The 24,228-nt window shown below is 47.7% G+C and carries 15 protein-coding genes; 11 read left to right on the plus strand and 4 right to left on the minus strand.

What is annotated here, in order from left to right; genetic code table 11:
- Positions 1-149 precede the first annotated feature (149 nt).
- Positions 150-4,607 (plus strand): glycoside hydrolase family 3 C-terminal domain-containing protein, encoded by a 4,458-nt coding sequence (locus PAEAM_RS07570; RefSeq protein ID WP_100527124.1) that lies wholly within the window; start codon positions 150-152, stop codon positions 4,605-4,607.
- Between the two features lie 33 nt (positions 4,608-4,640).
- On the opposite strand, the gene PAEAM_RS07575 is transcribed toward PAEAM_RS07570, so the two are convergent.
- Both PAEAM_RS07575 and PAEAM_RS07580 read right to left on the minus strand, forming a co-directional pair.
- Positions 4,641-6,245 (minus strand): response regulator transcription factor, encoded by a 1,605-nt coding sequence (locus PAEAM_RS07575; protein WP_165789855.1) that lies wholly within the window; start codon positions 6,243-6,245, stop codon positions 4,641-4,643.
- Positions 6,230-8,038, minus strand: a complete 1,809-nt coding sequence (locus PAEAM_RS07580; RefSeq protein WP_100527126.1) for a sensor histidine kinase — start codon at positions 8,036-8,038, stop codon at positions 6,230-6,232. The genes PAEAM_RS07575 and PAEAM_RS07580 overlap by 16 nt, the downstream gene beginning before the upstream one ends.
- Before the next feature lie 131 nt (positions 8,039-8,169).
- Between PAEAM_RS07580 and PAEAM_RS07585 the strand changes: the two genes are divergently transcribed.
- The 9 genes from PAEAM_RS07585 (at position 8,170) to glsA (ending at position 19,326) form a co-directional block, all read left to right on the plus strand.
- Complete coding sequence (locus tag PAEAM_RS07585) at positions 8,170-9,501, plus strand: ABC transporter substrate-binding protein (RefSeq protein ID WP_100527127.1); 1,332 nt, start codon at positions 8,170-8,172, stop codon at positions 9,499-9,501.
- A gap of 84 nt (positions 9,502-9,585) precedes the next feature.
- On the plus strand, positions 9,586-10,464 hold the full coding sequence (locus tag PAEAM_RS07590; RefSeq protein WP_036614579.1) for a carbohydrate ABC transporter permease: 879 nt from the start codon (positions 9,586-9,588) through the stop codon (positions 10,462-10,464).
- On the plus strand, positions 10,461-11,297 hold the full coding sequence (locus PAEAM_RS07595) for a carbohydrate ABC transporter permease (RefSeq protein ID WP_100527128.1): 837 nt from the start codon (positions 10,461-10,463) through the stop codon (positions 11,295-11,297). The genes PAEAM_RS07590 and PAEAM_RS07595 overlap by 4 nt, the downstream gene beginning before the upstream one ends.
- A 13-nt stretch (positions 11,298-11,310) precedes the next feature.
- The gene (locus PAEAM_RS07600; protein WP_100527129.1) at positions 11,311-12,864 is read left to right on the plus strand and encodes an alpha-L-rhamnosidase-related protein; all 1,554 of its coding nucleotides are present in this window, start codon (positions 11,311-11,313) and stop codon (positions 12,862-12,864) included.
- A 757-nt stretch (positions 12,865-13,621) separates the two neighbouring features.
- Positions 13,622-15,274: a sensor histidine kinase gene (locus tag PAEAM_RS07610; RefSeq protein ID WP_100527639.1), complete on the plus strand. Its 1,653-nt coding sequence runs from the start codon at positions 13,622-13,624 to the stop codon at positions 15,272-15,274.
- A 10-nt stretch (positions 15,275-15,284) separates the two neighbouring features.
- The gene (locus tag PAEAM_RS07615) at positions 15,285-16,085 is read left to right on the plus strand and encodes a LytR/AlgR family response regulator transcription factor (protein WP_100527130.1); all 801 of its coding nucleotides are present in this window, start codon (positions 15,285-15,287) and stop codon (positions 16,083-16,085) included.
- 180 nt (positions 16,086-16,265) lie between these two features.
- Positions 16,266-17,501, plus strand: coding sequence for an L-lactate MFS transporter (locus PAEAM_RS07620; RefSeq protein WP_036675050.1), 1,236 nt, complete (start codon positions 16,266-16,268; stop codon positions 17,499-17,501).
- Between the two features lie 259 nt (positions 17,502-17,760).
- Positions 17,761-18,243, plus strand: a complete 483-nt coding sequence (locus tag PAEAM_RS07625) for a GNAT family N-acetyltransferase (RefSeq protein WP_100527131.1) — start codon at positions 17,761-17,763, stop codon at positions 18,241-18,243.
- A 141-nt stretch (positions 18,244-18,384) separates the two neighbouring features.
- Complete coding sequence (gene glsA, locus PAEAM_RS07630; RefSeq protein ID WP_076250906.1) at positions 18,385-19,326, plus strand: glutaminase A; 942 nt, start codon at positions 18,385-18,387, stop codon at positions 19,324-19,326.
- A gap of 215 nt (positions 19,327-19,541) precedes the next feature.
- On the opposite strand, the gene PAEAM_RS07635 is transcribed toward glsA, so the two are convergent.
- Both PAEAM_RS07635 and PAEAM_RS07640 read right to left on the minus strand, forming a co-directional pair.
- A complete protein-coding gene (locus PAEAM_RS07635; RefSeq protein ID WP_036614562.1) occupies positions 19,542-19,883 on the minus strand; it encodes a YolD-like family protein in 342 nt (113 codons plus the stop codon).
- Positions 19,880-21,124, minus strand: a complete 1,245-nt coding sequence (locus tag PAEAM_RS07640) for a DNA polymerase IV (protein WP_100527132.1) — start codon at positions 21,122-21,124, stop codon at positions 19,880-19,882. Before PAEAM_RS07640 ends, PAEAM_RS07635 begins: the two co-directional genes overlap by 4 nt.
- Positions 21,125-21,981: 857 nt before the next feature.
- Here PAEAM_RS07640 and PAEAM_RS07645 point away from each other — a divergent pair.
- Positions 21,982-24,207, plus strand: coding sequence for a hypothetical protein (locus tag PAEAM_RS07645; protein WP_100527133.1), 2,226 nt, complete (start codon positions 21,982-21,984; stop codon positions 24,205-24,207).
- The last annotated feature ends 21 nt before the right edge of the window (positions 24,208-24,228 follow it).

The raw sequence follows: 24,228 nt of genomic DNA on the forward strand, positions 1-24,228 counted from the left end.
TAATATGAATCCAAATTTATCCTTTAACGATACATAACCGTAATATCTAAAAATACTGTACCTCAACCCATAAACAAAATGTACCATTCCTCCAACTATAATGAGTGAGTACCCAATTGTAAGCGATTACAAATAGAGGAGGGTTAACATTGACTTTGACTAGAGGTTTCAAGCAGAAGATTGGCGGTAAAGTGATTGTGGTCATCACCGTGGTCAGTCTGACATGGGGGTCCTGGGGAGCGACGCCACTATCAGCATCTACGACAAGTACTTTAAAGTTCCAAACTCAGCAGGGAGGTGTCTTTGACGGGATGCCATTATTTGATGGCGTGCCAGCGCATCTGGATGCATACGTAGACACCTATTTCGAATACACTGGCCTCGAAGGTCCAGCCGTTTATGTGACGGGTTCGCGAAACCATTACACATTGAAGCAGGGGAAACATGCGGGCAAAGTCATTCCCGGTGCGTTATCTGCTGCAGATAATGTTCAGGGTGTCTCGACCGATTTTCCTGCTCTGATTGGCATGGGACAGAGCTGGAACAAAGAACTTTTGTCCGATATCGGTGAAGTGATGGGGAACGAGAAAATCAGCAAATTAAAGGTCAAGCAGGGCGAATCCAACATTCATGGGGGCAATGATCCTTCCCTTAGCGTGGCGTTCAGTGTGGTCAGTGATATGCGTATCAATCCGCTTAGCGGTCGCTTCGATGAAGGATTCTCTGAAGATCCCAATATGGCCGGAGTCTTGATCGACAAGATGGCTTCGGGTCTTAGCGGAATTGATCAGTCCACCAGCGAAGATGGATTCTGGATGAGGGCTGCGGTGGGGACAAAGCATTACTCCGTATATAACGCGCAGTGGTTCAGGCAGACAGCGAATAACAGTGCAAGCGCGCGTTCATTGTTTGAGTACCAAACCAGAGCTGCGCTCCCTGGATTTGAATCAGGTGCGCTGGCGGGCACAATGACATCTTATGGCCGGACTAACGGCATTCCAAACATCCTTTCCCCGCTACAATTATTAGCCAATTTGGACGCCAAATATGGCGTATACAGCTCGCCCGATTTCAATGGAGATGCAATTGTATCCAACGCGAACCAACTCGGAAATGGATATGACGACCGCTATGCCGTGGACCGCGGTCATGCAACCGTTCTCATGGCGCTTGCTCAGGCGAATGCGGGTCGGCCGTCAGGGACGACACCTGCGGATGTGACCGATCTGGTGGCGCTTGTAGAGCAAGGGGAATATGGAATCACCGAGGAAGAACTTATAGAAGCAGCCAGACCACATGTAAACCAGCTGGTACGTTTGGGGATTTTTAATGAAACTGATGAGCAGGGCATACCGAAAAACTATCCTTTTGCCCAGGAAGCAAGGGATGTCAGGACGTCTCCGCCTTCCGATTATAACCAAGTGAACCATCAGGAAATAGCACTTCAAGCGGCACAGGAGAGCGTTGTTTTGTTGAAAAATGACGGCACACTTCCGCTGGAAAAAGGAAATGACGCTGCTGTTTCTGGGGTGTATGCCGACGCACGCTTCAAGACGACGTATTCAGTTGGCGCGACACCTGCGCTGGAAAACTCCGGTGAATCTCCACTGCTCTCAATCATTAAAATGAATGGCAGCAGTAACGTAAACTATGCCCCAGGAAATGAAGTCATTTCACTAACCTCTAAAGCGAATCAACAAACGGTCACAGCGGACGTGTATAGTCCAAATGCAGGCACGGAGGGAGCGCGGCTCATCACAACGTCGGATGCCCCAGATGAGTCCAGTTACTCCCACTTGTTCCGAGTGTACGATTGGGGTCAGGCGGGTTCAAGTTTATTGTCGCTGTACAACCAGCGTTGGGTGACTTCCCCTGCGACAAATCATGCAGCAGTTGGCAATACGGATAGTACCAGCCTCAATCTGACGAACAATGATTGGAACCTTCCTGAGATGATGGGTGACACGAGTGCCATACCGCCAACGCTGAGAATGGAAAGCAATGAGGACGGATCAACGTCTATTGTTACCAATGGGTACCGTACAGGATTCTCTGGTGACTTTACAAATTGGTATTATGCTAACGGACGCTTTATCAAGGTAGATGATGCTGGTAAGCTCGTGACAACATCATCTCCACTGGGAAGCAAGGATAACGCTGCGAATCGCCCGGACGAGGCGAAGTTTGAGAAGACTGTTGTGAAGAACGTGGGCGAAGAGGCAGCAGCAAGAGCCACGGAAGACGATTATGCCATCGTCTTTGTCGGCGCAATTCCACGACATAGCGCAGGAGAAGGTAACGACCGGTCTACCCTCGATATGGGCGAGGCAGATTATGAACTGGTCGACAAAGTATCTGCTGCCTTTGCAACCCAGGGTAAGAAAACCATTGTCGTGGTTAAATCGAGCTTCCCTGTAAACATGGAGCGCATTCAGAACAACCCTAACGTCTCGGCGATCGTTTACCAGCCATATGGGGGTCAATACGATTCGTATGCTCTGGCTCAGGTGTTGTACGGAGATTACGCGCCGACAGGCCGCCTGACGTCCACATGGTATGCAGGCATGGATGCTTTTCCATCTATTAGTTCTTATGTCGTACCAGAAGGGAATTCTACTGGTCTTGACGACATCGACCCCCGATTTACGGTTGATATGACGAATGCAGACCCCATTGAATCTGAGTTGACTTATATGTATACAGATGCCACAGTGACCTATCCGTTTGGTTACGGGTTATCATATGCTGATTTTACGTACGATTCCCTGACCGTACCGTCTTCTGTAACGGGAGATGAACCATTCACGGTGTCGGTCCGCGTAACCAATACAGGAGACGTAGCCACTTCCGAGGTTGTGCAGCTGTACAACCGTAACAGCAACTCTGCATACGGCGCACATGCACCTAAAAAGAATCTGGTTTCATTTGAGAAGATTCATCTCACTCCGGGTGAAACAAAAGAAGTCCTGTTGCAAGTTGATCCACAAACGCTGGCATTATGGGATGTGAATCGGAGTGAATGGATCGTTGAACAGGGCAGTTATGAATTCATGATTGGGACCTCGGCATCGGATGCAGACGTGCAAGTATCGAAGGCATTAAGCATTGGTGGGAAGTCGATTGCAACCTTACCCCTTATCCAACCCATAAATGTATTTGATCATGCGTTTGCTTCGAACGAAGTCATTTACCACGAAGTATCCAAGGAACGCACGGCAGCCCAATTAAAAGCCAAAGCGATTGTTGGAGGTTATTACGCAGTTCGGTCCAAACAAAATGGATCGTGGATTGCGTTGCCTAAGGCTGACCTCACAGGTGCACAGAAGGTGAAGGCAACTGTCGCATCTAATGTGCAAGGTGGCACGATCTCGTTGCATGCGGATGCGCTCGATACCGCACCGCTTGCTGTGTGGAACGTACCGATGACAGAACCTGTCTCCTACAAGATTAGTAATGCTAACGTAACGGTCAAGGAATTAGGGTACATTGGCGTAGAGGCGGATATTTCTGCTGCCGTGAGCGGCGTACATGATCTGTATCTGGTGTTTCATGAACCGGATCTTCGGATTGACAGTTTGTCATTTACGTTGAAAGAGCCGGGAACAAATCCAGGAAATCCAGGCACAAATCCAGGAACAAATCCTGATTCGCCAAGCACGCCTGGATCAGGTAGTGTTGGAACTCCTGTTAAGCCACCAGCATCCGGGTCCGAGACTGAAGGCGAAACGGATTCGGAGGGCAATGTTTCTACTGTCGTGACCGTGCAAACGGGGGATGTTGCTGATCAAGCTAAGGCAGCAAGTATCCGCTCATCTGGCATCCGGGTCATCGGTGATCCATGGAACGTATCCATCAAAGATAAGCAGAACACGTATGTCATTGCAGCGCTGCCTGTTAACGATGTCGTAGCTGCAAACTCCACAACAATCGCATACGTTGGGGAAGGAGGACAACTTACGCCGGTGCCTGGCGTGTTGACCAAAGACACAAACGGAAACAAGGTATGGAAAGTACTGCTAAACCAAGGAGGCACGTACGTTGCGATTCACTCGCTCCGCGAATTTGTTGATGTTAAACCTTCAGCTTGGTATGCCAAAGATATAGCCAAAGCCAACAACTTGCTGTTGATCAATGGCGTGTCGGAACGCCGCATGCAACCCCAGGGTACGACAACATCAGCCCAAACGTTGATGGCTGCATTGAATGCGTTAGGAATTGAGCCGGGGGGAGCGGCAGCAAACGAGAAATGGTTTGATCCGATTTTACGAGCCTCCCAGGAATATGGCCTGATGGAAGAAGGGCAGTACCTGCCAAATGCCCCAATGTCACGTGAGGACATGGCAATGGTGCTCGTTCGTGCGCTGAACTTGTCTGGAGTGGATACGAAACTGCCGGAAGCAGAGGTGGAATCATGGCTGGAAGATTTTAAGGACCAGGCCCAGCTGACACCAAATAACCGGGCAGCCATGGCAACGTCCATTCAGCTTGGTATATTTCAAGGTACGCCGGATAAACTGTTACAACCACAGAGCACCCTTACACGGGCACAACTTGCAACTGTCATTGTCCGTGTTCATGACCGGATAGTAGAACGGCTGGATCGATAAGAGCCACAACAACGAAAACAAGGAACTGGGCCATCATGCATGGCCTGGTTCCTTGTTTTTTGCGGTGAAGGATTTGTGTTGCTTTCGGTATTCCTCTGGAGTCCAACCGGTCAATTTTTTAAACACCCGAAAAAAATATTTTGGATTGTCGTAACCCAACTGTTTGGCAACCCGGTAGATTTTATCGTCTGTGCTCGTTAAGAGCTGCTTGGCTTGCCTGATCCGTAGTCGGTTTACGTAATCAGTGAAGTTCTCGGATGTCTTTTCTTTAAATAAATGACTGAGGTAACTCGGGTTCAGGTAGAACAGGGACGATACCCATTCCAGTGTTAAATCCTTGGTATAGTGATTATCGATATATGTCCTGACGTTGTCGATCACTTGATCTGATGCGTAGGGGTTGTCTTCCTTAAGCAAAAGAGCTGTTCCCGTCAGCACCTTTACCATGTAATGCCTAATGCACTCCATATCGAACGAGACGTTCAGGACGGCCTCCAAGCTGGAAGAGGCGCTACTGTTACCTCCGTTCTGGATATAGTTACTCAGCAGCCGTTTGGTTTCCGTGATAATGTCTCTGCACTGCTCTTTCAGGTGGGCAAGCAAAGCGTCAGGCTGCCGTATGTAGAAAGCAAAGAAATCGGTGATGAGCTCTTCCACCTTCGGCACATTCCCGCTCTCTATAAAAAATAACAGTTCATACATTCGAGCCCACTTCAGTTGATGTAAAGGAATTTGCTCACGTGAGAATACGTAACATTTGCCAAAATCGGTAATGGCTCGTTCGTCCAACGCAAGGATCGTTTGATGATGAGCTTCTCGGACCCCACCAATGCCTGTATGAGGCAAGCTGATCCCCACACAACAATCCGTAGTTTCGGATTTGGTCAAAATGATACTCGCAGTTTGTTCCGCCATTTTCTGCAAATCAAGCTGGCCTGAGCAGTCCAGATCATGCATCAGGAAAAACAGTACCTGATCCGTTTGTGGATGAGGAATGTACAGGCCATTCGAAAAGGTAGGCAGTTGCTGTGCTGTAAGCGGTTGAGGACCATAAATCGTCAATAAAATGAACTGGTCAGATGCCATGATAGCGGCAAATTCCGCAGAGCGGAACACAGGTGTTTTGATGGATGAATGGGGAGCAAGCACATAATTCAGGAAGGCTTGCATGTCTGCATCCCTTTTCATCTGCTCTGTTTCTACTTCTCTTAGAACGACTTCCCGCTGAAGAGTGCGCTCCTGTTCGATGGCTTGGATGGCTTGGTGAAGCGTACCGTGGATCTCGTCCCGGCTAAAAGGCTTCAGCAGGTAATTTACAACTTTCGCAGAGATGGCCTCCTGCATATAATCAAAATCGGTATGCCCGCTAATGACAATTAACTTGATGCGCGGATATTGCTGGCATACTGTCCTGATCAGCAACTTGCCGTCGACCTCAGGCATGCGCATGTCCGTAAAGATAATGTCCGGCTTGAAGGATTCAATCAAAGCCAAGGCATCTGCCCCGTTATCTGCTTCGCCTAAGAGTTCAAGCGAGTGCTCAAAAGTCCCGATTTTTTTCAACAAACCTTTGCGGATCAAGGGTTCATCGTCCACAACGATATACGTGTACATCTCTTTGGTCACCTCTTTTCCCAATTGGACGGAATTTCGAGTGTAATTCGAGTTCCTGTATTCAAATCGGTATGAAACGAAAGGCCGTAACCCTCTCCGTAATACAAAGCAATTCGTGAATGCACGTTTTTGATGCCGATGCTTTGTTTATGCCTTTGACCAACGGCGACGAATTCAGGTGGCTGCTGGAGCAATTGTCGAAGTTCCTCCGCTTGTGTTGAGGACATGCCCACGCCATCGTCCCAGATCTCGAACACGATGCTGTCCCCCTGAAACAAACCGGTAATGGTAACGGAACCCTTCCCACGTTTGTTCTCCAACCCGTGATAGATGGCATTTTCCACGAGTGGTTGCAACAGAAGTTTCAGCATGCGACGACTCCGAAGTTCCGGGTCCACATTGAGGTTGAACGCGAACTTGTCACCGTACCGAATCTGCTGGATGGCCATGTAGTTTTCTACATGCTGAAGTTCTTCACTGACCGCGACCAGCTCGCTGTCCGTTTTGATGCTGTAGCGGAACATATCCCCGAGTGACTTGGTCATCACCACAATACTCTCGACTTCTTCGATCTCGGCAATGCTATTAATCGACTCCAGCGTATTGTAGAGAAAATGGGAGTTGATCTGTGCTTCCAATGCTTTCATCTGGGAGTCCAGCATGAGGATTTTATTCTGGTAACTTTCTCGGATATGCGTATCGATATCTTTCATCATTTTGTTAAACTCATGGTAAAGGATCCCAATCTCGTCGACTTGCCTCGTTACTTGAGGCTTGATGGTCACAAAACGATGAGATTTGGTTTTGCGCATCAGTTTGGTCAATTCGATGATGGGTTTGGTAATCAGGTTGGATAAGAAAAAGGAAAGCAGAAGGAAAATGACGGCACAACTTATGGCCACGTATAACAGCAACTTTTGCGAGATGTTGTACTCCTCATACAACCGATCCATAGAGATGTTGGCAATCACGTTCCAATTGCGGCCGGGAACTTTCTGGATTACCGTCATCATGTTATCTTGGATGGATTTGTACTGTGAATTGCTGCCGACTTGATGCGTTGCCGCAGCCAGCGTATCGGAGAGAGGAGTGCTAACTCTACTTCCGTCGCTGGAGTACAAGATCTCGCCAGCGTCGTTCGCCAAATATAGATTGGACAAGCTTGGTGCCGGATTACGTTTTAGACCGTCAAAAATGTTCATACTGCAATCCAGCATAAACACGCCTAGGAACTCGTTGTTGTTGGGATCGTAGAGGGCTCTGGAGAAGCCAATGGATTCCTTGGCGTTAATGATGTAAGGTTTGACGCCAACTTCACCAATATACAAATCGCCTTTACGTTGGATCGTATCCAGATACCACTCATCGCGAAGTGCGACATAATCGAGGCGTAGGTCTGTGCCGCTACTGCCATAACTTATCCATTTGCCATCTGGTGTGAAAAGGTACAAACCATTGATGTAATTGTAACCAAGCAGAATGTTTTCAAAGATCAATTTCAATTTGCTGCGGATCATGAAGATTTCATATTGATCGTTGGTACCGTTCAACTTGATTAGTTCATCACTCACAGTGCTGTAAGCGGTTGCATTGGAAGACTGCTGAAGGAGTGTGACGGAGATCCGGTCGATGTTCTGCAAAATTTCCTCCATGCTCTTGACCGAATTGCCTATAGTTGTCGACGTCACGAGAGAGGTCTGCTCATTCACCAGCTTCGTGTAACTGCGATAGGAACTGACAGAAACAACGATAATTGGCACGATCGATACGAGGACGAGAACCAGAAAAAGTTTAGTTTTGATGTTGAACAGAATCATACGTGCTCCTCCCGCCATTTGTCAATTCTAAAAATAGTGCACCATACGAGCCAAAGCAAATGCACTTTTGCCCACCGTATGATGAGAATGTGCACAAAGCAAGAATAAACATGAATCGGGGGAATGACAAGATGAAAAATAGAAAACGATTGTTGCCTTTAACTTTGGTACTCCTCATGATGTTTCTGAGCGCATGCAGCTCCGGTAGTCAGGAGGGGAGCGGTACGGATACTAGCAACGGGAGTTCAGATGAATCAGGAAAGCCGATTACGTTGACGATGATGCTATCGGGAAACAAGGCGTCTGATGGAGAGGATTTCGAGTTGGAAATCTTGCCGCGTCTGGTAAAAGAGAAGTTTCCGAACATTACCCTTGAAGTGCAGAAATTGCCTGATGATCAGTACAATACATCCGTACGTACCAAGCTTGCGGCTGGACAGGGGCCGGATATGTTCTTGATTTTTCCAAAGAATGCAGCTGGCGGCGTCAATGATTTCGCAAAGGCAGGATTTGCTGCTGATCTATCCGATCTGAAGTTCTGGGACAACATCAGCCAAGGTGCGAAGGCAGATATGTCCTATGAGGGAAAACCTTATGGAGTGGCCAAAGGACTAGACTTCCTCGGCGTTTATTACAACAAGGAGTTGTTACAGCAGGCCGGATATTCCGAGTTTCCGAAGGATTGGCCTTCGTTTCTGGAGTTGTGCCAAAAGTTGCAGGCTGCGGGCGTAACGCCAATTGCGATGGGGGATAAGGACCCTTGGATGATCCAATTCGGTATGTACCCGATTGCGGCCAATGTTGTCTATCCAAATGAGATGGATTTTGATGTCAAACTGCAGAACGGCGAAAAATCGCTGACTGATCCAAAGTGGGTTCAAACGATATCGAAATACAAAGAGCTCTATGATAACAACTACGTTGTTAAAAACTCGCTTGGTATTGGCAGTGCCCAATCTGCACAGTTGTTTATCGACGGGAAAGCAGCCATGACCTTTACGGGAACATGGGATTATGCCTCCATGACGTCCAAAGGCGCTGCCGAATTTACTCGCGGATTCGCTTCATTGCCAGGTAACGAGCCGGAACAGCCGGTGTTTGTATCTGCTGCAACATCTGCCGGATACGCTTTGAACGCCAAATCGGCAAACCTGGATGCAGCCAAGGAAGTACTGAACTACCTGTTTGATGGTGAATCCGATCTGTTCAAAGCATTTGCGGAAGCCAACAGTTCCATCAGCGTCTATAAGGACGTAGAACTTGAAAACGAATTGTTTAAGGAAGTGAATGACAACTATCAACAAACTGGTAATTCCGTCTACTTCAGCAACCAGATGTGGCCAGCCGGAGTATCGGACGTCATGCAGGCAAAGTTTGCCGAGATTATTGCTGGACAGAAAACAACACCAGAAGATGTGGCAAACGCCATGGAAACCAAGTTTAGAGAGCTGTGGAAAAACTAGAACAAAACGATGCTGTCTGCTGTAAAGGGGAGAATGATTGTCCTTCTTCCCTTGCCGCAGGCCCCTTGGAAAGGATGGAGCAGGATGAGCTCTACTGTAATGAAAAAGTCCATGTACTGGTTTGCTTTGCCGGCATTGATCTTCTACCTGACCTTCTGGATCTTCCCGATCCTGCGGTTGTTCCAGTACAGTATAACGGACTATAACGGGTACGCCCAAGCCTATAACTATATCGGTTTCGACAACTATAAGGAATTGTTCAGGAGCGACATCCTAGGTATTTCTTTAAAAAATACACTGATCTATACGTTCGTCACCGTCATAGCTGGCAATATCATCGGTTTGGCAATGGCTTTGCTGTTAAATATGAAAATAAGAGGAACCGGGATTTACCGTTCCCTGGCGTATATTCCCACATTGTTCAGTGCTATTGTCGTCGGCTTTTTGTGGAGTTACGTCTATATGCCGGATTACGGGCTGATTTCTTCCTTTCTCGATAAACTGGGTATCGCAAATGAACTGAATTTCCTGGGTGATTACTCGACCGCACTGTATTCTATTATCTTCGTGGAAATCTGGAAGACGATCGGAACGACAATGATTATCTTCCTTGCAGGACTACAGACTGTTCCGAGCGACCTTTTGGAAGCCGGACGAATTGATGGCTGCGGCTCATGGAGATTGCTGCGACATGTGAAGATTCCATTACTGGCAACAGCGATTACAATCAACGTGACGTTAAGTTTGATCAATGGACTCAAAGCGTTTGACTTCCCGTTTATCATGACAAATGGCGGTCCCGGTACGGCTACCAACACGCTGATTTATACCATATACAAGATGGCATTTACCGAACAACTCTTTGGTAAAGCTTCGGCTCTTGGCGTCATTTCCTTTGCCGTAATTATCGTCATTACCGCTGTTTTTGTCCTGAAAATGAACAAACGGGAGGTGTCGGCATGATGCTTCGTAAAGTTTTGGGGAAAGGGTCCGTTCAGGTCGTTGTGTTGTTGGTGATGGCGTTAAACCTGATTCCGTTAATTATTGCCTTTTCGACATCACTCCGAGATCCAAGCAACAACACCAATCCGCTGATCCTGTTCCGGGAGATGTCCTTTGCAAGTTACAAGGCTGCCTTCGACCGCATGCACTTTCCGGAAGCGCTATGGAACAGCGTGGTGTTAACCGGTGTATCGGTCGTGTTCGTTGTCCTGTTTGCGGCGATGGCGGCCTACCCGATGGCCCGTTTGAAGACAAAGCTAAGTAAGTTCATGTATTTGTTTTTTTTGTCCGGACTTGTGGTACCTGCGCAAATGGTATTGATACCGATCGTGCAAATGATTAATGCGCTTCATATCCCAACGAATCAATATACGCCTATTTTCATGTTCATTACGTGCAGTCTGCCGTTTTCAACTTTCCTGTATACGGGTTTCATTAGAAGCGGTGTGCCTGAGGAGGTAGAAGAAGCGGCGCACATCGACGGGGCGGGATTATTCCAACGGTTCTGGACCGTCGTGTTCCCCTTACTCATTCCGGTAACGGTTTCGGTCATTATTACACAAGGTGTCTGGATCTGGAACGATTATTTCTTCAATATGATCTTTATTTCCAGCGCAGGAGATTCACCGTTACCACTGGCCATGCTCGGATTTTTGGGCGATCAGCAAAATCCCACGCAGTGGAATGTCCTGTTTGCAGCGTGCTTTCTGTGCGCGCTACCGTTGCTGCTGGCGTTTCTGTTCCTGCAAAAATATTTTATCGGTGGTATGACCGTTGGGGCGGTCAAAGGATAAGGAGGGCACTGCAATGAGTGAAAAAGTGATAAACACAGCCTGGCTGGAAAAAGCGCAGGGTCTGATGCCGGAGCTTCGCCAGCAAAAGGTCTATCCGGAACATATCGTGAGCGCAGTTCCGGATGCGTCAGCTTTTCAGGGATGGCGTATCGAACCAATAGGCTTAGCAGAACACTTATCGGATCAAGTGCTGTGCAAGGGAGACAGTGTTACGCTGGATTTCGGGGAGCATCTCGTCGGTTATCTGACCTTGTCGCTTCTTAACGAGCGCAGTAATGCAGATGCACCTCTCAGGTTGAAGCTCACATTTGGAGAAATGCCCTGTGAGGTCGGTGAGGATTTTGCAGAATATTCGGGTTGGCTTAGCCGTTCATGGCTTCAAGATGAGATCGTGAATGTGGACGTGTTACCTGGCACGCTAACACTGGACCGTCGGTATGCCTTTCGGTATCTGAAAATCGAGGTGGTAGAAACGTCGATCCGTTACGATATTCGAATTAACGATATATATTGCTTGACGGTGACTTCAGCAGACACAGGGGCAGTACCTCAATTGCCTGAAGGTATCGACACGGAGCTGCTGGAAATAGATCGCTTGTCCGTGAAGACACTCCGGGATTGCATGCAGACGGTATTCGAAGATGGACCGAAGCGCGATCGACGTTTATGGATCGGAGATCTTCGCCTTCAGGCCCTCGTCAATTATGAAACATTCGGCTGTAATGATCTCGTCAAGCGCTGTCTCTATCTCTTTGCCGGAACGAGATTAGAGGGAGGCCAGGTAGGAGCCTGTTTGTACGAACAACCGGAACCGTACGTGGACGACATTTACCTATATGACTATGCGTTGTTCTTTATTGCGACATTATGGGACTATTTTGAAGCTACCAAGGACAGGGAAACGTTGGAAGAACTTTGGCCGGTGGCTAGAGAACAGATTGAGATTGGGCTTAAACGACTTGATGAGCGGGGCATCGTAAGGGATGACGATACATGGTATTGTTTTCTGGACTGGCATGAAGAACTAAATAAACAGGCCGGTGCTCAGGCAGTTCTCATCTATAGTATGAAAAGGGGAAGGTCGATTGCCAAAGAACTAGAGTTGCCGGAGTCTGAGCAATGGATTAACGCACACATCAAAGACGCTGAGCAAGCAGCCCACACATATCTGTGGGATGGTGAAAAGGGCTTTTTCGTCAGTGGTGAAAAAAGACAGGTATCCTGGGCATCGCAAGTATGGATGGTACTGGCTGAGACCATGGATGCTCCAGCTTCCCGGCAATTACTTGATCGGTTAATGAGTAACGAAGAAGCTATTGGCATGACCACGCCGTACATGGTTCATCATTATGTTGATGCATTAATAATGTGCGGGGAAGAGGAGAAGGCACTGGAGCAGATCCGAAGGTATTGGGGCGGTATGCTGAAGGATGGAGCGGACACTTTCTGGGAGCTCTACGACCCGGACGACAAAACGTATTCTCCTTATGGTAGCAATTTGGTCAACAGTTATTGCCATGCTTGGAGCTGCACACCAAGTTATTTTATCAGGCGAAATTTTTCATGAATTTTGGACTTGAGGTCAACCAGGTACGTCTGGTTGGCCTTTTTGGATTAGTTTCAGATCGTATAGAGCCTGCCATGGCCTATTGTTTTTATTTTTATCTGTTTTTGTTCGTAACGTTAAAAGAACGAGTGGTTATTAATGAAGCGATAAATACGAATATTAAAATAAAGTTATATGGGTTTCCTTTAAGGTTGTAGACTTGAACGATGAGTGTCAGAGTTGAGATGCTTAAGATTATTCGCAGGACAATCGCCGATGAGCGATCGGGAATAATTGGAATAACATGACAACTGATTATAACATAGGTTTTTCTGGAGTCGGATATTTTCATAGAAGTTAAGGGATGAACTATCATATGCATGCATGGTGCTGTCTTGTTGATGTTTTTTCACAGGATGGACTTTGCTTTCCTCCGGGGGGAGCGGTAAACTGTTGCATACGAGCATACGAGCATACGAGCATACGAGCATACGAGCATACGAGCATACGAGCATACGAGCATACGAGCATACGAGCATACGAGCATACGAGCATACGAGCATACGAGCATACGAGCATACGAGCATACGAGCATACGAGCATACGAGCATACGAGCATACGAGCATACGAGCATACGAGCATACGAGCATACGAGCATACGAGCATACTAGCCTTATGGATTAATGTCTGGATGTTCTTTCAAAAAGGCGTGGCTGTGTCGGTATGCATTTTATTTTTCAAACAGATGTGGAGGAAGTACGATTGGAAATGTTTACGATGCTGCTGGGTTTATTTGAACGGGCGGCGCTGTTGATTATATTTTTATTCTTTCTGTCGAGGGTGCCAAGGTTTAGGCAGATTCTGCAAAAGGGGAAATTAAGGTGGCAGGAGTCTATTGCGGTTACCTTGTTATTCTGTGCTTTTGCCATTTTCGGGACATATACGGGCATTAATGTTGAAGGTTCACTGGTGAACGTGCGGATCATCGCCGTGTTATCGGGTGGTATTTTGTTCGGAGCGCCTGTGGGTATTATTACGGGTATTGTCTCCGGGGTACATCGGTATTTGATCGATATGGATGGAGTCACAGCTATACCGTGTCTGATCACAAGTATCCTGGCGGGTCTGGTCTCCGGATATATACATAAGTACACGCCCAAGCCCAAGCGATGGATCATCGGTATTGGTGCTGGAATGATCTGTGAAGCGCTCACGATGTTATTAATCCTGCTATTTTCCTATCCCGATCCACTGGGTGCCGATATTGTCTCACAGATTGCGCTGCCTATGATTCTGGGTGAAGTCAACATTGGGCTGATTGTGCTCTTGGTACAGAGTGTCGAAGGGGAAAAGGAAATGATTGCAGCTCGTCAGGCGAAGCTGGCGCTTGAGATTGCAAACAAAACCTTGCCGTATTTCCGTTCGATTGATGAGGATTCTCTGCGCAAAATCTGCCGGATTATTCAGGAGGATATTCAGGCTGATGCGGTTGCAATTACGGATACCCGGAATGTACTGGCTTATGTAGGATTTGGTGAAGAACGATATCATATCGGTAATGAAATTATTAGTGAGATGACCAAGAAGACGATATCTAGCGGGGAGATTACGATCAGTAATGATGTGATTGATGAAAAAACACCCGATATCCACTCGCTGTTAATCATTCCGCTCAAAGAACGAGGAGACATTACAGGTGCGCTCAAAATCTATTATCGCAAAGCGTACAAAATTACGTATCCATTACAAACGATGGCTGTAGGTCTGTCGCAGATCATCTCGACCCAGATGGAGGTTTCGCGGGTAGAAGAGATCAAGGCTGCTGCCAACAAAGCAGAGCTACGTGCGTTACAGACAACCATTCATCCTCATTTTCTGTTTAATGCATTAAATGCGATTGCATCGTCCATCCGAACCAAACCGGATCGAGCGCGCGAGCTGATTGTGAACCTATCCGGGTACATGCGCTACAATCTGGAGCTGTCGGATGAGTTAATCGATATTCATAAGGAACTGGAGCAGGTCCGCAATTATGTAGAGATTGAGAAAGCTCGCTTTGGCAGCCGACTTAACGTGATCTATGACATTGATGAGGTCGCGGTGCATATTCCGAGTCTTGTTATCCAACCGCTTGTCGAAAATGCAATTATTCATGGCATTCTCAAGGTCAAAGGACCTGGGACTGTTCGAATTCGGGTACAGGATTATCCGGAGTTTGTGCGAATCAGTGTCAGTGATACAGGAGCAGGAATCAGTGCAGATATAATTGAACGTGTTTACCATGACCGCATGCCTGGTAACCAGATCGGCCTATACAATGTGCATCGCCGGGTCAAGCTTATCTACGGACAAGGTGTAACCATTACTAGGCTGGAACAAGGAACCGATATTTTATTTGATGTGCCCAAAGGAGATGTCTTAACAAGGTGATGATGGATCAATGAGAGCTCTTATTGTGGAAGACGAGATTCTGGCAAGTGAGGAATTGAATTATTTAATCCAGGAACATAGTCGGATTGAAGTGGTGGATCGCCTTGAAGATGGGCTGGATGTACTGAAATTTTTGCAGGAACAAGAAGTAGATGTTATTTTTCTCGATATCAATATTCCCTCGCTGGACGGTATGATGCTGGCCCATCATATTGGGAAGTTTGCAACTAAACCTTATATTGTATTTACTACGGCGTATAAGGAACATGCAGCGGAAGCCTTTGAGTTGGAGGCGTTTGATTATATTCTGAAGCCGTATGACGAAAAACGAATTGCTGCAATGCTCCATAAGCTGGAACTTGCATTCAAACGTGATTATGCGCCGGTGGAGCAACATGTTGAGGATGGACCAGCCCCTACGGCGGACGGATCTGCTGCGCGTGGTGAACTGGTACGAGAACGAGATACGAATTCCCATACAGACAGAAGAATTAATTTGCTGCGGAATGACAATATTATTGTTACGGATACGGCAGATATCTACTATGCGGAAGCACAAGAGAAAGTGACGAAGGTATATACCAAAAATGGGGAGTTCACCATGCCAGTGAGCATATCGGATTTTCACAGCCGTCTGCCACAGGATACGTTCTTTCGCTGCCACCGTTCGTATGTCGTAAATCTGTCGCAAATCCGTGAAATAGTACCTTGGTTCAACAATACGTATCTGCTCCGTCTGCGCGATTTGGAAGCTGAAGTGCCTGTGAGTCGCGGGAAGGTCAAAGAATTCAGGCAACTCATGCGCATCTAGAAGCATTTCATTCCGCATCTGATGCAACTCATGCTCAAAACGGTGTGATGAATCCCCTTTCATGTATGATTAGCTTGTGAACGCATTCATGTATATGACATCGGCAAAGGGGAGATCACGATGAAAGCAACAATTTCATCCGTTTCATCAACACCTGAATCAACATCTGCACCTACAAAAATGAACCGCTGGCTTATTGTATTGGGGACCATCATTGTACAAATGGGTCTTGGAACCATCTATACTTGGAGTTTATTTAATCAACCGTTGTCTGATCGTTTCGGATGGGACGTCAGCTCGGTCGCGATAACTTTTTCAATTACCAGTTTTGCTTTGGCATTTGCCACATTGTTTGCAGGCCGGTTGCAGGAACGTTGGGGTCTTCAGCGTCTGATCCGTGTAGCCGGGGTTGTGCTTGGGCTGGGTCTTATTCTGAGTTCCCAAGTCACTTCGCTAACACTGCTGTACATTTTGGCTGGATTTGTCGTTGGTTTTGCAGATGGTACGGCGTACATTACGTCGCTGTCTAATCTGATCAAATGGTTCCCGGAGCGTAAAGGTCTAATCTCGGGGATCTCGGTCGGCGCCTTTGGTACTGGTAGTTTATTGTTCAAATATGTGAACACGGCATTGATTGGTGCCGTTGGTCCTGCTCAGGCATTTATGTACTGGGGCATTATCGTTCTGGTTCTGGTGGTTGCGGGATCATTCCTGATCCGTGAAGCGGTTGTTCGTGAACAGGCTCCGGCAAGCAAGGAAGGATCCAAACAAGTCGTAGCACGTCATGACTATACGGTAAAAGAGATGCTGCGTACAAAAGAAGCGTATATGCTGTTTGTTATTTTCTTCACGGCGTGTATGAGCGGTCTGTACCTGATCGGTATTGTCAAAGATATCGGTGTACAGCTTGCAGGTCTTGATGTAGCTACCGCTGCAAACGCAGTGGCCATGGTTGCAATCTTTAACACGGCAGGACGTATTATTCTCGGTGCGCTGTCGGATAAAGTAGGACGAATGAAAGTCATCGCTGGTGCGTTGCTGGTTACAGCCGTAGCTGTCATGACACTTAGTCTGGTTCCACTGACCTTCGGGATCTTCTTCGCCTGTGTGGCGGCCGTTGCATTCTGCTTTGGCGGTAACATTACGGTATTCCCGGCGATTGTGGCCGATTACTTCGGACTGAAAAATCAAAGCAAAAACTATGGTGTGATCTATCAGGGATTTGGATTTGGTGCCTTGGCAGGATCATTCATCAGCGCCTTGCTGGGCGGCTTCCATCTAACCTTCATCGTGATTGCTGTACTCTGCGCTGTCTCGCTGTTGCTCGCACTGATCATCACCCCTCCAGGTGAAGGTCGTCGTGCTCGTCAACGTGAAAAACAGATGAACCTTAACCCTTCATCACGGGCAAGCTAACAACATGCACTGGAAGTACGGAACTGAGGAGATTTCTTCATCTTAAAAAGCAAATTAAAAACAAAGTAAACAAAGCGGTCTCCAGTTGAGGCCGCTTTTTGGTATCTACAGTTGTCAGATTGCTGACTTGTTGGCCTGTCGGATCATCTGGCTGGCTGCAAGCGTGTTGCCTTGTGTGCATTCCAGCATTCGCATCTGTTATACTCTAGGTGAATTCAACAAGACCAAGATAAGTTATGTACCCCAGAGGAGGCATATCATGAAGTTCATTAAATACACACAACCTGATTTTAATGATTATTATGCATTGGTTTCCAATATGGAAGTAATGAAACAGATTACAGAACGTGCAATACCGGAGCAAGAGGCGAGATCACAATTCGAGTCCATGCTGGATTTTAATGAGCGTTCCACTTGCGGACATTACCGGGTATTTAGTGAAGATGGTGCCGGTGTGGCATATGCCAAATTGATTCCGGATCAGGAGGACCCGACCAAGGCTGAGATAGGTTACATGATCCTGCCTGAACATTGGGGCAAAGGTCAAGGCACGTCCATAGCGTCACGGTTGATTATTCAGGCACAAGCCGCAGGGATTGGATCCCTCTATGCAGTTATCGATCCGGGTAACGCTGCTTCCCGCCGGATCTTGACCAGACAGAACTTTGTATCCACCTGGACAGGTGATTACGATGGTCTTCCTGGTGAGATTTTGGAGTTAAATCTTCAAACGAAGCGGTAAAGGAACTGTTCTGAGGGTAATCAGATAACATAGGGCATCTTGCATGAGAGGGCTAGAACTCATTATCATCATGTACATGGGTTCACCATGCACATTTCATGCAAGATGCTTTCTTATATAGAGATGTGGAGGAGATGACATATGAGCAATTCAACCATGGAACGTCTGAATGCATTGCTGCCGGAGTGGCTGGAGACCAGTCGTCTGCACACCGGGCAGGGTAAGGTGGCTTCTTATATCCCGGAGCTTGTCAAAGCCTCTCAGGATGAGCTTGGTATACATATCATGGACGCCGATGGGAACTATGTGTCGGCAGGGGATTGCGGTGTCCCATTTACGATGCAAAGTATCTCCAAAGTATTTACCCTTATTCTGGCCTTAATGGACCATGGTGAAGAAGCAGTCTTCTTTAATGTAGGAAAAGAACCCACAGGCGACGATTACGATTCGATGATCAAGCTTGAACTAGTCGAACCCGGTATTCCGTTTAATCCATTAATCAATGCGGGTGCGATTACGGTGTCTTCGCTTGTTGGAGGAGATTGTAAGGAAGAGAAATCACGGCGCATTCTGGAGTTTTTCCGCAAACTGGCGAATAATGATCAGCTGGGCTATAACGAAGAGGTGTTTCAGTCCGAATCGGAGAGCGGTCATATGAATCGTTCACTTGGCTACTTTTTGAAGCACAACGGGGTCATTAAGGATGACGTTGAAGACGTGCTTGCCGTGTATTTCCGTCATTGCTCCATTGAAGTGACGTGTGCAGATCTGTCTCGAATGTCACTCGTTCTGGCCTATAATGGAACAGATCCAATTACAGGAGAAGAACTCATCCCTCGTCGCTATGTTCAGATTGCCAAAACCTTCATGACCACCTGTGGTATGTATAATGCATCAGGCGAATTTGCCATCGAGGTTGGCTTGCCCGCCAAAAGTGGAGTATCCGGAGGGATATTGACCCTTGTACCGGGACAATTCGGCATAGGTCTTGTTGGCCCGGCTCTGAATCGCAAAGGCAACAGTATTGCCGGCGTGCATCTGCTCGAGCGTCTGTCCAAGGAGTTCGACTGGAGCTTTTTCTAAGAAGTTTTTTGAAAAAATAAACTATACCCTCATATGTAGCCGATGAATCACGTATCCGATATTTTGCTTCTTTAGAACGAAGTGAATGGTCTGGATATGTCTCGTCGGCTACTTTTGGTATTCACCTGGAAGTGTAGGAAGACAGTCCTGCATGGCAACGGCTATGCTGCATCTATCATGGAATATCCACAACATCGGGGTGGGTATATCTCCCTTCAGTCATCGGCTAGGGCCACATCTGTAATGAGGTTCATCTGAATATCCCGGGACCCATCTTCCATCAGCAGTCTGAGGGTACGAGCCGGACGGTCCAGTCGAAGCACTTGCCCCGTGTAACGAATATCATCATGTTCGTGAAACAACGTAATAATGACCCTATCTCCAAGCATCATCGAGTTGCTGAGCAAACGGGACATTTCTTCCGCGGCCTGGGCATCCAGAGATGGGCGGGTACGAGGAGCAAGTTGTTCCTGATGAAGAATGTAGGCTTCCCGGTGTTCGGGGAGCATCATGCGTGAGGACTCGAAGATACCGTTTTGCTGCAATTTTTTACTCATTTATAATGACCTCCAATTTTATGAGAACGCTCATGGGCTTGCGCGGACGAGCAGAGGGAAGATGCCCGCATAATGGCGGTTTCTCCGTACCTGCGCTTGATATCATCTGTGGCACGTTCCAGTTCTCTTTTGCGTTCGCGGTCATCAAACCAGGACAGCTGCACTTCGGAATCGGGGACAAGTCCGGTCAATGACACGCTGATGCGGCGGATGGGTAATCCGTCCCAATGGCGCAGGAACAGAGCTGCTGCCGCATCGTATACTTCATCCGTAATGTTGGTGGGTTCATTCACCTTCATCTGGCGGGAGAAACCGGTTGGTCGATCATAATCCTGTCCGCGACATCCAACCGAGACCACATGGCCCATGAGTGATTTGTCCCGGGAACGTCGACTGACGAGTTCCGCCAGTTCAAGCAGTACCACTTTGATATCTTCCCAGGAGTCATAGTCCCGGGGTAGCGTCATCTGATGTCCGATCCCCTGCTGCTGATGAGCATAGGTCCCGGGTTTGACCGGGGAATCGTCAATACCGCGAGCGATACGCCACAGTACCTCGCCATTCACCCCCCAACGTTCTCTTAGTCGGGACAGTGGGGTCTGGGCCAGATCACCAATGGTATGAATGCCCATCTTGTAGAGATGCTGCGCCATGCGGGAACCAACCATGAACATGTCTCGAACAGGCTTTTCCCAGATGGTTGAAGGCAGATCTTTGCGAGGCAGCGTGCAGATGCCTCCCGGGACTTTTTTGGCATACAGATCACAGGCCATCTTGCTAACGACCTTGGTATCACTGATACCGATTCGAATATACACACCCGTCTCATCCATCACCCTCGATTGAATGCTGCGTGCAATCGTCTCGGGACTGCCGAACAGATCCAGGCTTCCGGTGACATCGAGAAACTGTTCATCAATACTATAGGGTTCCACCAGATCGGTGTAAGACTGAAGGATACGCGTAATATGAAGGGACACCCGAATGTACTCGGCCATCCGGGGGCGAACAACAACAACATCTGGACATTTGGCGAGCGCTTCGCCCAGTCGTTCTGCTGTCGTAATTCCATAGGACTTGGCGAGTGGACAGGCCGCAAGAATAATACCCGAACGGCGCGCCGGATCTCCCGCGACAACGAGGGGGCGGTCCTTGTATTCGGGATGTGCAGACTTCTCCACACTGGCATAGAATGACTGGCAGTCTGCCAGCATGATGACACGTCTGTCTTGGCGGGGCATAAGACTTCTCTCCTTATCAGTGATGCTAAGCTCTTATGTTAAGAAGCAATTATTTTCATTTGAACATCGATAATTAACAGTTTATTTACAGTATGGAACAAGTGTTCTTGTTTTATAAGCATATCTGACAATTCGAAATGCGGCAACCGGAATTATTTTGCAAATTGGACACAATTATGGGTTAGCCATATTAGAGGCAGAAATTAGGAAATAAGATGTGCTTTTTTACATTTAATGTGAGAGATCCATGACCTACGGTTGATGACCGGGCGTTCATTTGGGTTTTTGTAAAAGGGTTATAAATGGGCACAGTCCTATAGAGGGGGACTGACGTCCTTTTTTGATTTTCTGCATTTTTCAGAAAACCTTGATGTGACGCGGAATATCGCTGATGCGTTATCGGACTATAGTATCAATTTTGTAATCTTTATGGTTAATACTGTAAAAAGGTCCGCAACTTTAAATAATGACTCGCGTTTAATGGGGTATGTGTTCCAACGGCAAACGTTGCCTGTACCCGCGTTGCACATAACAATATAGGTTCCAGAATTGCAAGATCAGCAGGGCACCAATACCATGCGATTCCAGCAGATATTAGTGTTCGGGAATCAGACGTATCTCAGAGGCTTCCCGGTGCTAGTTGATGGCTCTTTTTACGAATTATGGGCAGAATGTTCCATTTCATGTTTGCTTCCATCAGCCTAGTTACAAATGCAGAGTCTTAGCGCTATAGTGAGAACTACACCGCTGACATCTCTACCAAGCGGACATCCGAAGCGGAAAGATTCGTAAACTTCATGTTGGACCATTCGATGTTGAAGCAGGATGCATATTAGAGAGGTGAGCAATCTAAAGACATGAGCAGACAAAGACGAAGACGCTGGTTATTAACGGTGTTGACAGGAGCAGTGGTGGTGACCGGTGGGATATTTGCCGGATGGCACTATATGCAACCCAAGCTCGTTACGTACACAGCGGAGAACGGCACGGAGATGAAATTCAAGACCGATGGAGACCGGTTCATGGAATACGGGCCAGATGGAACGTGGAGGGAGATGTTCGTCAAAGGTGTCAACCTGGGCGCAACTTCACCGGGGCATTACCCGGGAGAATTCCCGCTGACCAAAGAGGATTACTTGCGGTGGTTCCAGCAGATCGAGGATCTGGGAGCCAATGTAATCCGGGTATACACGGTTCACGAACCGATTTTCTACTCCGCATTAGTCGAATATAACCGCGGCCGGGAGCAACCGTTATATTTTATACAGGGCATATGGTCACCTGAAGAAGAGCTGATTGAGAAACAGGATGCCTATGCAGCCCATATTGAGCAGACGTTCAAGCAGGAGATTGAAAAGGCCGTATCTGCTGTCTATGGTGATGCGGACATTCCTGCCAAGCAGGGAGAGTCCAGCGGCAAATACAAAACGAATGCAGGAAAATACCTGATGGCCTGGCATGTGGGGACTGAATGGGACCCGGCAATGGTAGACAACACAAACGCACAACATGCGGACGTGCCGCAGTACAAGGGAGTTCATTTCTCGGCGAGTCCAGAAGCGTCACCGTTCGAGAACTGGCTGGCAGAGCTGCTGGATCATACGGCGGTCCTGGAGAAGAAGTATGGGTGGGAACATCCGATGACCTTCACCAACTGGGTAACGACCGATGTGCTGGATCATCCCGGCGAGCCGCTGTATGAAGAGGATCTCGTCAGTGTGGATGCCCGACATATTCAGCCGGAGGCGTGGCAGGGAGGTTATTTTGTAGCCTACCATGTGTACCCGTATTACCCGGATCTGTTCCATATCGATAAAACGCTCCAAACCATCAAGGATGAGAACGGTGAGTACAACACGTACAAAAGTTATCTGCGCAAGCTGAAAGCCGAGTTTTCCGATATGCCTGTAATGATTACGGAGTATGGCGTACCCTCTTCTCTTGGTATTTCCCATCTGGGTATGGGAGGACGGAATCAGGGTGGACATAACGAAGTAGAGCAGGGAGATATCGACGCGTCACTGACGCAGGATATCTATGATGAAGGATACTCGGGAGCAATTGTGTTCATGTGGCAGGATGAATGGTTCAAAAAAACATGGAACACGATGCCACTGGAAATCCCGGCTGATCGCCGTGCATATTGGCTGAACGTACTGACAAACGAGAAGATGTTTGGTCTGCTTGCCATGGACCCGGGTAAACAGGAACAGTTGACCATCGACGGATCACTGGATGACTGGGATGATCTGAAGGATGAAGAGGTCACGACCTGGCAGGGCCAAGTGGACGGCATTCAGGAAATGAAGATGACCCATGATGAAGCCTATCTGTATATTGGGCTGACCTTGGATCAACCGTTTGACCCGGCTAAGACAGTGCTGCGAATTGGGACCGATACACTTGCTGGAGGCAGTCAGCCTGACAAGTTACTCCCGGGCCGAACACTCAGTGATGGTCTTGAGACGGTGATTACACTGGGACAGGATGAAGAATCACAGGTGGAGATTGCCAAGGATTATGACTTTAATCAGCGCCTGTACGGCAAAGAAGGATACGACATGCTGCCAGACCAGCAGTCAGAATCGGCAGATCCGTTCCACCCATGGAATCTGGCAGTTAGCCTGAGGATGACACCGCCAGATACCCGATCTGCTCAACCGTTCATGAATGAAAAGGTCGGAACATTGAAGCGGGGAACGACGGCTCCCGGTCAGCCTGATACGGATTCATTAACGTCATGGCAGTATAACGGCAATCAGGTGGAGATGCGAATTCCCTGGATGCTGCTTGGGTTCGGTGATCCGAGTTCGCTGCAAGCGATCGACTATGGACCGCTCAAGAATGGACGTGAGTTCTCCACAGTTGCTGTGGAAGGCGTTACCCTCATTCCGTGGTTAACGGACCGCGCCACGAAGAACGTATCCTGGCCTGGGGGTGAACAGACGACCCTGGATCTGAATACATTGCCGGTATATAGCTGGCAGCCTTGGGAGCAGGTGCAGTATAGTGAACGCCTGAAGCTAAGCTACGAAAAAATGAAGAAGAGTTATGAAAAAAATCCTAGTTTTCAGATCGAATAAATGAGTATAAAGGAGGACCTT

Source organism: Paenibacillus sp. GM1FR (assembly GCF_002803315.1).
Lineage (GTDB): Bacteria > Bacillota > Bacilli > Paenibacillales > Paenibacillaceae > Paenibacillus > Paenibacillus amylolyticus.